Annotated in this window: 11 protein-coding genes; 4 read left to right on the top strand and 7 right to left on the bottom strand. The window is 65.3% G+C overall.

The genetic code is table 11. The features are described from left to right. Nucleotide 1: 1 nt before the first annotated feature. Both NUW50_RS07310 and NUW50_RS07305 read right to left on the bottom strand, forming a co-directional pair. Nucleotides 2-934 carry a WYL domain-containing protein gene (locus NUW50_RS07310; protein WP_258288447.1) on the bottom strand — a complete coding sequence of 311 codons (933 nt, stop codon included), beginning with the start codon at nucleotides 932-934 and terminating at the stop codon, nucleotides 2-4. Nucleotides 935-1,054: 120 nt separating this feature from the next. Then, entirely contained in the window at nucleotides 1,055-2,209 is a 1,155-nt protein-coding gene (locus tag NUW50_RS07305) for a tyrosine-type recombinase/integrase (RefSeq protein ID WP_258288446.1), read from the bottom strand. Nucleotides 2,210-2,417: 208 nt separating this feature from the next. On the opposite strand from NUW50_RS07305, the gene NUW50_RS07300 reads away from it, so the two are divergent. The 3 genes from NUW50_RS07300 (at nucleotide 2,418) to NUW50_RS07290 (ending at nucleotide 6,328) form a co-directional block, all read left to right on the top strand. Continuing rightward, nucleotides 2,418-3,869, top strand: coding sequence for a DUF6880 family protein (locus tag NUW50_RS07300; RefSeq protein WP_338001354.1), 1,452 nt, complete (start codon nucleotides 2,418-2,420; stop codon nucleotides 3,867-3,869). An 89-nt stretch (nucleotides 3,870-3,958) separates the two neighbouring features. Further along, nucleotides 3,959-4,270, top strand: coding sequence for a hypothetical protein (locus NUW50_RS07295; protein ID WP_258288444.1), 312 nt, complete (start codon nucleotides 3,959-3,961; stop codon nucleotides 4,268-4,270). 597 nt (nucleotides 4,271-4,867) lie between these two features. Beyond that, nucleotides 4,868-6,328, top strand: coding sequence for a hypothetical protein (locus NUW50_RS07290; RefSeq protein WP_258288442.1), 1,461 nt, complete (start codon nucleotides 4,868-4,870; stop codon nucleotides 6,326-6,328). A 93-nt stretch (nucleotides 6,329-6,421) separates the two neighbouring features. Here the strand turns inward: NUW50_RS07290 and NUW50_RS07285 are convergent, their stop codons facing one another. Further along, nucleotides 6,422-7,174 (bottom strand): sulfite exporter TauE/SafE family protein, encoded by a 753-nt coding sequence (locus NUW50_RS07285; protein ID WP_258288441.1) that lies wholly within the window; start codon nucleotides 7,172-7,174, stop codon nucleotides 6,422-6,424. 108 nt (nucleotides 7,175-7,282) lie between these two features. Next, on the bottom strand, nucleotides 7,283-9,325 hold the full coding sequence (locus NUW50_RS07280; RefSeq protein WP_258288440.1) for an ATP-dependent helicase: 2,043 nt from the start codon (nucleotides 9,323-9,325) through the stop codon (nucleotides 7,283-7,285). 210 nt (nucleotides 9,326-9,535) lie between these two features. Here NUW50_RS07280 and NUW50_RS07275 point away from each other — a divergent pair, with 210 nt between their 5' ends. After that, entirely contained in the window at nucleotides 9,536-10,300 is a 765-nt protein-coding gene (locus NUW50_RS07275) for an SDR family oxidoreductase (RefSeq protein WP_258288439.1), read from the top strand. A 9-nt stretch (nucleotides 10,301-10,309) separates the two neighbouring features. Here NUW50_RS07275 and rfbA read toward each other — a convergent pair whose 3' ends face one another. Genes rfbA through rfbB form a run of 3 tightly spaced genes read right to left on the bottom strand, consistent with a single transcriptional unit; the run spans nucleotide 10,310 to nucleotide 13,082 of the window. Then, on the bottom strand, nucleotides 10,310-11,203 hold the full coding sequence (gene rfbA, locus NUW50_RS07270) for a glucose-1-phosphate thymidylyltransferase RfbA (protein WP_258288438.1): 894 nt from the start codon (nucleotides 11,201-11,203) through the stop codon (nucleotides 10,310-10,312). Then, nucleotides 11,200-12,045, bottom strand: coding sequence for a dTDP-4-dehydrorhamnose reductase (gene rfbD, locus NUW50_RS07265; RefSeq protein WP_258288437.1), 846 nt, complete (start codon nucleotides 12,043-12,045; stop codon nucleotides 11,200-11,202). Before rfbD ends, rfbA begins: the two co-directional genes overlap by 4 nt. Beyond that, on the bottom strand, nucleotides 12,042-13,082 hold the full coding sequence (gene rfbB / locus NUW50_RS07260) for a dTDP-glucose 4,6-dehydratase (protein ID WP_258288436.1): 1,041 nt from the start codon (nucleotides 13,080-13,082) through the stop codon (nucleotides 12,042-12,044). The genes rfbD and rfbB overlap by 4 nt, the downstream gene beginning before the upstream one ends. Nucleotide 13,083 lies beyond the last annotated feature (1 nt).

Here is a 13,083-nt window from a genome sequence, read left to right as displayed (position 1 = left end):
GTTACTCGTCTTTGTTTGCGGCCCGGACTTCAGGCTCGACTGTTGCTTGTGTGGTGATGGAACCGGATGCGACTGCCGCTTCATTTGCGCAAACGGCTTCCTTGTTCAGAAGAACAATCTGCTGGTCCTGCGGCCTGCGGGCGCTTGGATCGGTGTCCAGTCCGAGCCGCCTCAGCGCGTAGTAGAGAAGTGCGCGCCTCACCTTGATCTTCGCCTTCCCGCTCCGCATCCCGTAGTCGAGCGCGATCACTTTCGCCTGCGTCTCCGACAGCGCGGGGTGGGGCCCGATTTTCAGCGTGACTTCGGAATGCCAGTCGAGGTCGTCGTCCGCCGAGACATCGCAGTTCCGCGTCCCGCGAACCTCGAGCATCCGGGAAAGAAGAAAATCCTTGAAGCACGCATCGGTTTCGCAGAATGCCCGCGTGTGCCAGCGAAAGCCGTCAGACGCGATGGCATGTGGCGCGATCCAGCGCCAGCGCGGCTCGGGTATGGACAGGGACTGATACTTCACCTCAATCGCTTCGTGCCGGCGGATGGCATCTACCACCGAGCGCAGTGTCACCGGATTGATGCCGCGCACCGGAGCCGGCGCCGTGGCAAAGGGCGGAAGCTCGGCGATCCAGCAATCTTCCCGATCCAGCACATCGTCGGCGACAAGTCGAAGCTGCGCGAGATAGCGTGCGGCATCGGGCTGGCGGAACCTGCAGGCGAAGTCCGGGCCGCGCACATAGCTTCGCACACTCTTGTCGTAGACCATGTTGCCTGGGGCTATCTCGATGTAGCGGCTCAGGTCCGACGAAGCCTGGTTTACCGAGATCCCGAACTGATTCATCAGGTCGCTGCGGTTCACATGCCCGTCCCAGAACAGGCGGAACTCTATGAACTCGAGCCGCTGCTCGATGCCCCAGCGAAGTTCGCTCCTGTCCCTGTCCACGTTCCGCTCCCGATTGCCCCTGCGCGCACGTGAACTGTGCGCGCCCAATTTCTGGGCTTTCTCGGAGGGTAGCGGTGAGGCGCAGCGCGATCAATCGAAAAAGGGCGCGGCCGCGCGCGTTTATCCCAAGGATTGCTTGAGGTTCTGCGCCACCGTGTCGGCAGCTATCCGCACCGGCTCGGCCGCGAGATGGGCGTAGCGCGCCGTGGTCTGGACCTGCGTGTGCCCGAGCAGCTTGCCGATCATCGGCAGGCCCTGACCCGAGGCGACGGCCATGGACGCGAAGGTGTGGCGCAGGTCGTGGATGCGCACGTCCTTGACGCCGGCGCGGGCGCGGACGCGTCGCCAGAAGGGCTGGAGATCGCTCAGGCGCTTGCCCGGCAGAGTGCCGGTGATGACCCACGGGTTGCCATCCAGGCGCTGGGCGTTGCGGAGCAGGTCGACGGCGGGTTGGTCAAGATGGACGATCTTCGCGCCAGTCTTGGAATCCGGCAGGCGGAGGACGCGTTCCGCCAGATCGACGTATTCCCACTTCAGCGTCATGATCTCGTTCAGCCGACAGCCGGTCAGGATCAGCAGCCGCGCGGCCAGGATGGCCGAGGGCAGCTCAATCCCTTCGGCCTCCATCTCGCGCAGCACCTCGCCGATCCGGCGCAGTTCGGCGGCGCTGAGGAAACGCTCGCGCTTCTCCTCAGGGTACTTCCGGATGTGCTTTCTCGGATTGGTGCCGTCCGGACGCAGGCCCCACATCTCGGCAAGGCTGAACATCTTCGAGATCACCTCGAGGCAACGGTTTGCCTGATAGGGGATGTGGCGCAGGTCGTGATGAAATTTCGCCACGTCCGCGCGGGTGATGCCGGTAACCGTAAGCTGGCCAAGCGCGGGCAAGATGAAGCGCTGCAGGTTGCGCCGGTATTCCTTGGCCGTGCTGGCCTTCAGGCGCACCGAGATGTGTTCCCGGTCGAACCTCTCCGCCAGTTCCTTCACCGTGATTGCCTTGCGTCCAGCGTCGCGTTCGGCGGCGGGGTCCTCGCCATTGCGCGCGGCGGCGACGATGGCGATGGCGCGATTGCGCGCCTGCTCGCAGGTCAAAACAGTGCTGGGTCCAAGGCTGATCCGGCGGGATCGGCGTCCAGCACGATACTGGACAACGTAGCTCTTGCGCCCGCTCGGTAGCACGCGCAATCCGAAGCCGGGGATCTCGCTGTCCCAGACGAAGTATTCGGTGGGGTGGGGTTCTGTAGCGTCGACGAGGCGTTTGGTGATCTTCGGCATGGCGCTTTTCGGCGGTTCTTTCTCCGTTCCACAGTGCTGAAGTGCGGGTGGCAGTCAACGAACACGTTGAAATTGCGAAGAAAAAGGAAATGCCGCGGATTGCCGAGTAGGGGGGGCCGCGCTCTGGTGCGGGGAAACTATGCGTCCATCGAATCACATCGCAGGTTCCGGACCCCGCGACCCGCTGATAAGTTGACCCGCAAATGATATCGGGGTTCCCCTGGCTTCCAGGACCACCCTCAACGCAAAGAACCTCGAAGCGCTGGGTGCAGAGCGTCTGGCGCAACTCCTTATCGAGATCAGTACCGGCAATGCGGCCGCCAAGCGCACGCTGCGTCTCGCGCTGGCGGGCGCGCAGGGCCCGAAAGAGGCCGCGCGGGAGATCACCAAGCGGCTGACCAGCATTGCCCGCGCCCGCAGCTTCATTACCTGGAAGAACCGCAAGGCACTGGTCGATGACCTCGAAACCCAGCGGCGCGCCATCGTCGAGCAGATCGCTCCCGCCGATCCGCAAGAGGCGCTGACGCTGATGTGGCGGTTCATGGCGCTGGCCACGCCGGTGTTCGAGCGCTGCGACGATTCCAGCGGCACGGTCATCGACATTTTCCACCAGGCCTGCGCCGATCTGGGCGCGCTGGCGAAGGTCGTCCGGCCGGATCCGATGGCGCTGGCCCGGCAAGTTCTCGATGCGCTGCAGGACAATGGCTATGGCCAGTATGACGACCTGATCGCGCTCATGGTGCCGGCGCTCGGTTCCGATGGTCTGGAGCATCTGAAAGAGCTGGTCGAGGAGCTTGGGCGCACGCCGGTGCCCGTGCCCCCGAAAAGCGAATGGGAACAGGTGGGCTGGGGCACAGGCGGCCCCCGTTATGTCCACGAGATGGCGGAGCGCGAACGCCAGAGCATCGTCTCGATGGCGCTCAAGGACATTGCCGATGCGCAGGGCGACGTCGATGGTTTCATCGCCCAGTATGAACCCGAAACGCGCCGGGTTCCGAAGATCGCGGCCGAGATCGCGCAGCGGCTTCTGGGCGTGGGCCGCGCGGAAGACGCGCTCGGCTTCATCGAGCGGGCCGAGTTCGGCAATAACGGCTGGATCCCGAGGGAATGGACCGAGGCGCGCCTCGCGGTGCTTGAAGCGCTGGGCCGCTGCGACGAGGCCCAGGCCTTCCGTTGGCAAACCTTCGAGCGGACCCTCTCGGTCGAGCATCTGCGCGCCTACCTCAAGCGGCTGCCCGACTTCGATGACTTCGAGGCCGAAGAGAGGGCGATGGCGCAGGCCATGGCCCATCCAAACCTTCTTGCTGCGCTTCAGTTCTTCCTCGACTGGTCGGCGCTGGATCGCGCCGCGGAACTCCTGGTGGTCCGGCATTCGGAGATCGACGGGGATCACTACGAGTATCTGGTGCCCGCGGCGGAGGCATTGTCAGAGCGTCATCCACTGGCGGCGACGCTGGCGCTGCGCGCGATGATCGACTTCACGTTGACCAAGGCGCGCTCGAAACGGTATCGCTATGCCGCCGAACACCTGACCGAGTGCGCCCGGCTCGCGCAGGAGATTCCGGACTTCGGCGGCGTCGAGTCGCACGACGCCTACGTCGCACGGCTGAAGGAGGAGCACAGCAAGAAGTTCGGCTTCTGGTCGCTCACCGCCGCCTGATGGTCCTTCCGCCGACTTTGTAGTTGCGAAGATGTATGGCCGGTTTGTATTCAGTGCGTGATGTTCAAGCAGTCGAGAGGCAAGAAAAAATGGAAATCGAACAAGCGCTTGTTGCTTCCCTTGAGAAAGCAATGAAGGAAACAATTGATGAGAAATTTGGTGATGCAGTAAGGGATTTTGAACTCAATTTTGGCTATATACATAGCGCACTCGCTCAGAATCTAGAATCTGGCGCAAAGTCTGCGATGAAGGAAGTAATCGAGCAGCAGGTCGATTTTTCGCGGTTCATCACAAAAGAGCTCATAACCACAGCCATGGCTGCTGCCATTAAGGAAATCGTGGAAGAGCAAGTCGACGTTTCGAAGTTGATCACAGAGGATCTGGCCAAAGGAACTCGCTGAATGGACTGATCAGCGGTCGGACCAGTGTGTCACGAAGGCCGGCCATTTTGTGGCCGCTTGACGTGCTACCGGAAAATCAGGTCTCGGCCCGCTGGAAGCATTATGGAAGCACGATACCGAAAAACGCTGCGCAATCCCAACAGATCGTGCGCAGCGGAGCCACTTCGCGGGGGTCGGCAAGCGTCGGAAATTGCGCAAGAACTCGTGGTTCAGAGTGATTGTTCATGGTTCGTTCAGCACGGCTCATAACCTGAAGGTCGTAGGTTCAAATCCTACCCCCGCAACCAAATTCCAAGAAAAACTAGAATTCACGTGTCTCCCTGGAGAGCGTGAGGTCTTGCGATTGAACCGACACCTTGTTCAGGCGCCCGTCCTTCTGGCGGTGAGCCCGGGATCACCATGCCTCCACATGAGTTTCGCCGTGGACGGTGGGCTGCCGTGATTCCGATGCATCAGGTCTTCTGTCGCGAAAGAAACCTGAGCTGTGGTTGCATTGCCTATTGACCCCCGGGAAGATCAGGGAGGCATGGATCGGGCAGAACCGGTTCCCGGAGCCTCGGAAATGGGTCGCCTGGTGGATGGCCGGGAAAGAGCGAGTTGATCGAGATGACAGAAACGACCCTGGAAAGACTCGCCATGTCCGGTCTCGCTCTGCTGGTTGTGGCAGTGCTGGTCGTTGCCGCTGCTCTGATCGGCATGGGCAACTATGCGATGGACGATGCCTATATTGTCGAGCACTCGGTCAAGGGCATCTTGGCGGGTGCCGAGACACGGTTCATCGGCTCGACCCCCTGGCAGGGGGTGACGAGCCCCCTCTACGTCGGGGCATTGTGGCTGCTTGCGCTGATCCTGCCGATCGACATCGCCCATTGGTTGATGGGCGGGCTTTCGGCCTTCGCGCTGGTCCTGGGCTGGTATGTGCTGTCGCGCCGCTCGGTGGGGCCGGTTGTCGCGGTCGTCGTGGCGGTTGTCGCCCTGTTCTCGGGCATGACGATCTACCAGATCGGCAATGGGCTGGAAACGGCCATGGCGATGGCCGCGTTGACGTGGATACTGGTGGCCTTCGACCGCAGGAAGCCGCCGATCTGGGGGTATGGGCTCTTGGGGTCGCTTCTCTTCATCCGGCCGGAGCTTGCCGCGGTCCAGGGGCTGATCGCACTCTTCGTGTTGGCCAAACGGCCCTCGGGCTGGCAGGCCGGTCTGGTAGTGGCAGTCGGCACATTGGCTGTGATGGGAGCTTCGCTGTTCGCGGTTTCGGGTGGCGTCGTCGCCAACACGGTATCGGCCAAGACCTATTTCTTTGCGGAAGGCTGTCAGCCTGCTGCGGCACGCGCCTATCTCGCCGCCGGTGGCGTGGCGGGCTTTCTCGGCACTGTCGGAGCTTTCGGGTTCGGCTTTGCATTGGTTGTAGCATCCCGGCTCCGCTCCATTGCAGCCGGCTTCATCTTCGTCTTCCTGCTGGCCTATTTCTTCCGGTTTCCAGGGGCGCTCTGGCACAACGAGTTCCGCTATCTCTACCTGTTGCTGCCGTTCGCCGTTCTCGGCTGGTCATCCGCGCTTGCTCATCAGAACGCGACGTTCCGAAGAGTGACTGCGGTGATCGGGCTCATGGCCGTGACACATGTCGTGATGACTGCCGGCACCCGTCTTTCCGCCTATGTGGATGAGGCCAGGACCGTTTCCAAAGAGAATCTGTCCGCGAGCCTTTGGGTCGCACAGAACGTGGCGCCGGATGATGTGGTCATGGTTCACGATGCCGGACTGATTTCGCTCCATGGTCGGCAGCCGCTGGTCGATCTTGTGGGCTTGAAGTCTCCGTCCAGCGCAAAGGTGCACCACGACATGACCTATGCCCAGTGCCGACGAGTCCCGCAGGCGATCTCCGAGATCGCCGGACGGGCGGGCGCAGGCTACATGATCGTGACGCGGGACTGGAATCGGATCTTCCGGCTGACCGAAGCACTCGAGGCCACCGGTTGGACCGTAGAGCGTGCCGATGGGGAACGTGGCGACACGCTGTATCAGGTCTACCGAATTGACCAACCGGCGAGTGAGTAGCGTCTTGTCGGGGTGGCGCGCGACAAAGCCGGATGGTCCGGTCGCCCGGGTTTCCAGGGATCGGCGCCGAGATCAGTCCGCCGCCGGCGCGGTTCAGTGCAGTGCGGTCCAGATCAGGCGCAGGGCCAGCAGGCAGAGGAAGACCAGGATCACCCTGTCGAAGCCCTTCGGACCGATCCGCCTTGCGATGGCGGCGCCCAGGGGCATGCCGAGCAGCAGCGGCACAACGGCGAGGATGCCGATGCCGAACAACTGCCAGGTCATCAGCCCGTAATAGGCCAGCGACGGAAGCTGAACGAGGCCCATGGATGCGAAGAAGAGCGAGATCGTGGCGATGAAGGCCGGCCGGCTGAGGCGCATCGCGGACAGAAAGCTGAGCGAGATCGGCGCCGATATCCCGGCGGCGCCCTGCAGCACGCCCGCCGCCACGCCCACGGGCACCACGGCGCGGTTGGCATGGTGCCGGCTGAGGGTCAGCTCGGGCCGGGCCAGGCGCAGCAGGACATAGAGGAACACGACGGCGGCGGTCAGGAGCTGCAATGCGTCGATCGGCAGCAGCGCCAGAACGACCGTGCCGGCGATGGTTCCGATCGCGCCGGCCAGGGCGAATGCCAGGGTGAAGCTGCGGCCAATTCCATGACTGCGATAGCTCCAGCTCTGCCAGGTATTGGTCAGCAGGTTCGGAACCGCCATGATCACCACCGCGACCCGGATGTCGAAGACCCCAGCGATCACCGGGACCGCGATGACCGGCGCCCCGGCCCCGGTCGCGCCTTTCAGCACCCCGCCCATCATGAGAGCTGCCAGAATGGCGGCCAGGGCAAGTGGGTCGGTGTGATCGAACATGGGGTGCAACTTGCCGATGGCGGCGGCAGAGGCAACCCCCGTTTTGCGGCGGCCGGGGGTGGCGTGGCGCTCAGGCACCTCCGGGTGATTTCCGGCGGCGCCAGGTGTTCAGTCCCACATCTCGCGCATCCGGGCGGCGACATCGATCGGTGCCGGGGCTGCGCGGGCCGTGCCGGGCGCCATGGGCACCGAGGACCAGTGTTCCTGTTCGAACCTGTCCAGGGCCTCCTTCGGAATGAAGCGGCTGCGCAGCGCGTAAAGATGGCGGTCCCCGTTGCGGGCCTGCTGGGTGACGTAGAAGCGCAGCGGCAGGCCCAGGGTCAGCCGGTCCCTGGCGCGGGTCATCGCGACATAGAGCAGCCGCCGTTCCTCCTCGGTTTCCTCGCTGGTGCCGGTCCCGAGGTCCGACGGGATGCAGCCGTCGACCGCATTCAGGATGAAGACCGATTTCCACTCCTGCCCCTTGGCCGAATGGATCGTCGAAAGGATCAGGTAATCCTCGTCCTTCAGCGGCACGCCGGCCTGACCGCTTGTCGCGTCGGGCGGATCCAGCGTCAGCTCGGTCAGGAACCGTTCGCGCGAGGGGTAGCCCGCCGCGATCTGCTCCAGCTGCGCCAGGTCGGCGCGGCGGAATTCGGCATCCTCGTGCAGGCGGTCGAGATGCGGATCGTACCAGGCCCGCGCCAGGCCGATGGATTCGGGCCAGCCCGCCCGGGCCGTGAGCGCCGCGACAAGGGCGGGCCAGTCGGCCTCGGACCTCGGTGGCGGATCGACCGATTGAAGCGCGGTCAGCGGGTCGGGCGCCAGGTCCAGCGCGTCGAGCACCCGGCCCGCCGCCACCGGGCCGACGCCGGGGATCAGGGTCAGCACCCGGAACCCGGCGACACGGTCGCGCGGGTTCTGGGCAAAGCGCAGCATCGCCAGCAGGTCCTTCACATGCGCCGAGTCGAGAAACTTCAGCCCGCCGAACTTGACGAATGGCACGTTGCGCCGGGTCAGTTCCACCTCCAGCTGTCCGGAATGGCTGGAGGCGCGAAACAGCACCGCCTGTTCCTTCAGGGGCACTCCGAGTTCACGATCCTCGAGCACGCGGGTGACGACATAGCGGGCCTGTTCGGCCTCATCCGCCAGGGTCACCAGGCGCGGCTTCTCGGCCGAGGCGCGATCGGTCCAGAGCGTCTTGGTGAAGCGTTCCTTCGCCTGCGCGATCACGCTGTTCGCGGCGTCGAGGATCGGCGCGGTGGAACGATAGTTGCGGTCCAGCGTCACGACATCGGCGGGGGGCGAGAAGCTTGCCGGAAAGTCGAGGATGTTGCGCACCGTCGCGGCACGAAAGGCATAGATCGACTGGGCATCGTCGCCGACCACCGTCAACCCGCGCCCGTCCGGCTTCAGCGCCATCAGGATGCGGGCCTGAAGCCGGTTGGTGTCCTGATACTCGTCGATCAGCACATGGTCCCAGGCCGCTCCGACATGGGCCGCGAAAGCGCTGTCGGACATGACCTGCGCCCAGGCCAGCAGCAGGTCGTCATAGTCGAGCACGTTCTGCTGCTGCTTGGCCCGGACATAGGCGGCGAAGAGCCGTTTCAGCTCGGCCTCCCAGCCCGAGACCCAGGGAAAATGGCGGCGCAGAACCTCGGCCAGCGGCTGTTCGGCATTGACGACGCGGGAGTAGATCGCAAGGCAGGTGCCCTTCGCGGGGAACCGGCTTTCGGTCTTCGAGAGGCCAAGCCCGTGCCTGCAGAGGTTCATCAGGTCGGCACTGTCCTCGCGGTCGTGGATGGAGAACTCGGGGTTCAGTCCGATCGCCTGCGCGTGGTCGCGCAGCACCCGGGCGCCGATGCCGTGAAAGGTGCCGGCCCAGGTCAGCGCCTCGGCGGCATAGCCTGTGCCCATGGCCTGCGCGGTGATCCTCTCGACCCGGCGGGTCAGTTCGGTCGCGGCGCGGCGCGAGAAGGTCATCAACAGGATGCGCCGCGGATCGGCGCCGTTGATCAGCAGATGCGCCACCCGATGTGCCAGCGTCATGGTCTTGCCCGATCCGGCCCCGGCGATCACCAGCAGCGGCGGCGCAGGCTGGCCGCTGTCGCCGTCGAAGGTGGCTGCGGCGCGTTGGGCGGGGTTGAGCTTTGCCAGATAGCTGTCCGACATATGCGGGCCTTCGATGCGAGGGATATGTGTCGTCCCGGCACTGTAGTCTGGCGCGAACAATTAGGGAACAGGCGGGGCGACAATGTCGGGAACTGTGGATTTCCGGGGACGGACTGCCGATGGCGGGGAACAGGGGCGCCGGGGCGATGTCTCTGGTGGTCCGGCGGCTGTTGCGGCTAGGGTGGCCGGGGAAGACAGGGAGGGGCGGAATTGGCGGGACTGTTCGATCTGAGTGGCAGGACGGCGCTGGTCACGGGCTCGTCGCGCGGGCTGGGCCGGGCCCTGGCCGAGGGTCTGGCCGAGGCCGGGGCGCGCGTGGTGCTGAACGGCGTCGATCCCGGGCGGCTTGCGCAGGCCCGGGCCGAGTTGCAGGCGGCGGGGCACGAGGCGCTGAGCGCCCCCTTCGATGTCACCGACGAGGCCGCCATCGCCGAAGCCTTCGCGGCGCTGGATGCGCAGGGGGTGGCGGTCGATATCCTGATCAACAACGCCGGAATCCAGTTCCGCAAGCCGATGCTCGACCTCGACAGCGCCGATTGGCGGCGGGTGATCGAGACCAACCTGACCTCGGCCTTCCTGGTCGGGCGCGAGGCGGCGCGGCGGATGGTGTCGCGCGGGCAGGGCAAGATCGTCAATATCGCCTCGGTCACCAGCGAACGGGCCCGCGTCTCGATCGCGCCCTACACGGTCGCCAAGGGCGGCATCAAGATGCTGACCAAATCGATGGCGGCAGAATGGGGGGAGGCCGGGCTGCAGGTCAACGCGATCGGCCCTGGGTATATGTTGACTGATATGAATCAGGCACTGGTCAATGATCCGGTATTTGATGCATGGGTCAAGGATCGGACACCGCAGCGCCGGTGGGGCCGGCCGGACGAGTTGCAGGGCACCGCGATCTATCTCTGTTCCGCGGCGTCGAACTACGTCAACGGGCAGGTCATCTATGTCGATGGCGGGATGACCGCGGTGTTGTGACACCCGCGGCTAGTGCGGATGCGAGATCAATCGCGCAAGGTATCTGCCATATTCGGTCTTGCCGTAGGTCCGGGCATGCTCGGCCATCTTGTCGGCGTCGATCCAGCCCATTTCATAGGCGATCTCCTCGGGGCAACCGGATTGCATTCCCTGGCGCTGTGACAGGGTGCGCACGAAATTCCCCGCGTCCAGAAGCGAACCGTGGGTGCCGGTGTCGAGCCAGGCAAAGCCACGGCCCATCCGCTCCACCGTCAGGGTGCCGTCGGCCAGATAGCTTTCCAGCAGGGTCACGATCTCCAGCTCGCCCCGTGCCGAGGGCCGCACCGCCCGGGCCCGTTCGGGCGCCTCGCCGTCGAGGAAATAGAGCCCGGTCACGGCATAGTTCGACGGCGGCTCGGCGGGCTTTTCGATGATCTCGCGGACCTTGCCGTCCGGATCGAAGGCCACCACGCCATAGCGCTCGGGGTCCGCGACGTGATAGCCGAACACCGTCCCGCCCGCAGGCTTGGCATCGGCCGAGGCCAGCAGTTCCGGCAGGCCGTGGCCGAAGAAGATGTTGTCACCCAGCACCATGGCCGAGGGTGCCCCGGCCAGGAAGTCCTCGGCCAGCAGATAGGCCTGCGCCAGCCCGTCCGGCGAGGGCTGCGGGATGTAGCTCAGCGAAATGCCCCACTGGCTGCCGTCGCCCAGCAGCTTGCGGAACTGCGCCTGATCCTCGGGCGTGGTGATGACGGCGATCTCGCGGATGCCGGTCAGCATCAGCGCCGAGAGGGGATAGTAGATCATCGGCTTGTCATAGACCGGCATCAGCTGTTTCGAGACGGCCAGGGTCAGCGGGAACAGGCGGCTGCCGGTGCCCCCCGCGAGGATGATGCCCTTGCGTCGGGTTGTCGGCCTGGTCATGCGATCTCCAGTTCTTGCAGCACGGCACTCAGCCCCGCCTTCCAGTCGGGCCGGGACAGGCCCAGCCGGTCGAGGCCGGAGCAGTCGAGCCGGGAATTGGCGGGGCGGCGGGCCGGGGTCGGGTAGTCGGCGGCGGGGATGTCCTGCACCCGAGTGCGGCGCCCCGCGGCGGCAAAGATCGCGCGGGCGAAATCGGCCCAGCTGACATCCGGCGCGCCGGAGAAGTGGTAGGTTCCGGACAGCGCGGGGTCGCGGGTCAGGGCTTCGGCGATATGGGCGCAGGCCTCGGCGATGGCGCGGGCCGGCGTCGGGCCGCCGATCTGGTCGGCCACGACGTTCAGGCTGTCGCGGGTCTCGGACAGGCGCAGCATGGTCTTGACGAAATTCGATCCATGCGCCGAGAAGACCCAGGAGGTGCGCAGGATCGCATGGGTCGCGCCCGACCCGCGCAGGGCCTGCTCTCCTGCCAGCTTGCCACGTCCATAGGCGCCGAGCGGGGCGGTCGGCGCATCGGGGCCAAAGGGCCGGTCGCCCGAGCCGTCAAAGACATAGTCGGTCGAGACATGCACCATCGGCAGGCCGAGCGCAGCGCAGGCCCGGGCCATGGCGCCGGGCGCCTCGGCGTTGATTCTGGTCGCCAGGGCCTCTTCGGTTTCGGCCTTGTCCACGGCGGTATAGGCGGCGGCGTTGATGACGGCATCGGGGCGCAGGGCCGTGATGGCCCCGGCGCAGGCGTCGGGGTCGGTCAGGTCCGCTTCGGCGCGGCCCAGGAACCGGGCGCCGGGCAGGACCCGGGCCAGCTCGCGCGCCACCTGGCCGGTCTGTCCGAAGACCAGGATCATGCCCGTGTTCCCAGCCGTTGCCCGACCCCGGCACGGGCCTGAAGCGCCCGCCACCAGGGCTCGTTGGCCAGATACCAGTCCACGGTCCGTTCCAGCCCTTCGTCCACCGTGACGGACGGGCGCCAGCCGAGTTCGGTGCGGATCCGTGTCGGGTCGATGGCATAGCGGGCGTCATGGCCCGGGCGGTCGGTAACGAAGGTGATCAGATCGGCATGGGGGCGGGCGTCCGGCCGTCTGTTGTCGAGAATGGCGCAGATCGTCCGCACCAGATCGATATTGGTGCGTTCGTTCTCGCCGCCGATGTTGTAGTTGCGGCCGGGCCGGCCCTTTTCGAGAACGCAGAGCAGCGCGTCGGCGTGATCCTCGACATAGAGCCAGTCGCGGACATTGGCGCCGGTGCCGTAGACCGGAATCGGCTTGCCCGCCAGGGCGTTCAGGATCACCACCGGCACCAGCTTTTCGGGGAAATGGAAGGGGCCGTAGTTGTTCGAGCAATTGGTCAGCAGCACCGGCAGGCCATAGGTCTCGGCCCAGGCGCGAACCAGATGGTCCGAGGCCGCCTTGGAGGCCGAATAGGGGCTGCGGGGGTCGTAGGGCGTGTCTTCGGTGAACTGCCCGGTCGGACCGAGCGAGCCGAAGACCTCGTCGGTCGAGATATGGTGAAAGCGGAAGGTCTCGGGGCGGCCCTGCGCCGTCCACCAGGCCCGGGCGGCCTCTAGCAGAGTGTAGGTGCCGGTGACATTGGTCGAGATGAAGTCGCCCGGTCCGTCGATCGAGCGATCGACATGGCTTTCGGCGGCCAGATGCATGACCGCATCCGGACGATGCTGCGCGAATATCCGGTCCAGCGCGGCGCGGTCGCGGATGTCGGCCTTCTCGAAGGCATAGAGCGGGCTGTCTGCGACGCTGGCGACGTTGTCGAGACAGGCGGCATAGGTCAGCGCGTCGAGATTCACCACCTCATGCCCGCGCGCCACCGCCAGCCGCACCACCGCCGAGCCGATGAAGCCGGCTCCTCCTGTGATCAGCAGTTTCATC

Origin of the sequence: Frigidibacter sp. ROC022 (genome assembly GCF_024723735.1) — a bacterium.
In the GTDB taxonomy this organism is placed as follows: Bacteria; Pseudomonadota; Alphaproteobacteria; order Rhodobacterales; family Rhodobacteraceae; genus SLM-1.
The sequence above is the reverse complement of the archived record's forward strand: the minus strand, read 5'-3'. Positions and strand labels throughout refer to the sequence as shown.

Coding starts and splice junctions, on each gene's coding strand:
- NUW50_RS07305 (WP_258288446.1), bottom strand. CDS start 2,209: ATGCCGAAGATCACCAAACGCCTCGTCGACGCTACAGAACCCCACCCC.
- NUW50_RS07295 (WP_258288444.1), top strand. CDS start 3,959: ATGGAAATCGAACAAGCGCTTGTTGCTTCCCTTGAGAAAGCAATGAAG.
- NUW50_RS07285 (WP_258288441.1), bottom strand. CDS start 7,174: ATGTTCGATCACACCGACCCACTTGCCCTGGCCGCCATTCTGGCAGCT.
- rfbB (WP_258288436.1), bottom strand. CDS start 13,082: ATGAAACTGCTGATCACAGGAGGAGCCGGCTTCATCGGCTCGGCGGTG.
- rfbA (WP_258288438.1), bottom strand. CDS start 11,203: ATGACCAGGCCGACAACCCGACGCAAGGGCATCATCCTCGCGGGGGGC.
- rfbD (WP_258288437.1), bottom strand. CDS start 12,045: ATGATCCTGGTCTTCGGACAGACCGGCCAGGTGGCGCGCGAGCTGGCC.
- NUW50_RS07280 (WP_258288440.1), bottom strand. CDS start 9,325: ATGTCGGACAGCTATCTGGCAAAGCTCAACCCCGCCCAACGCGCCGCA.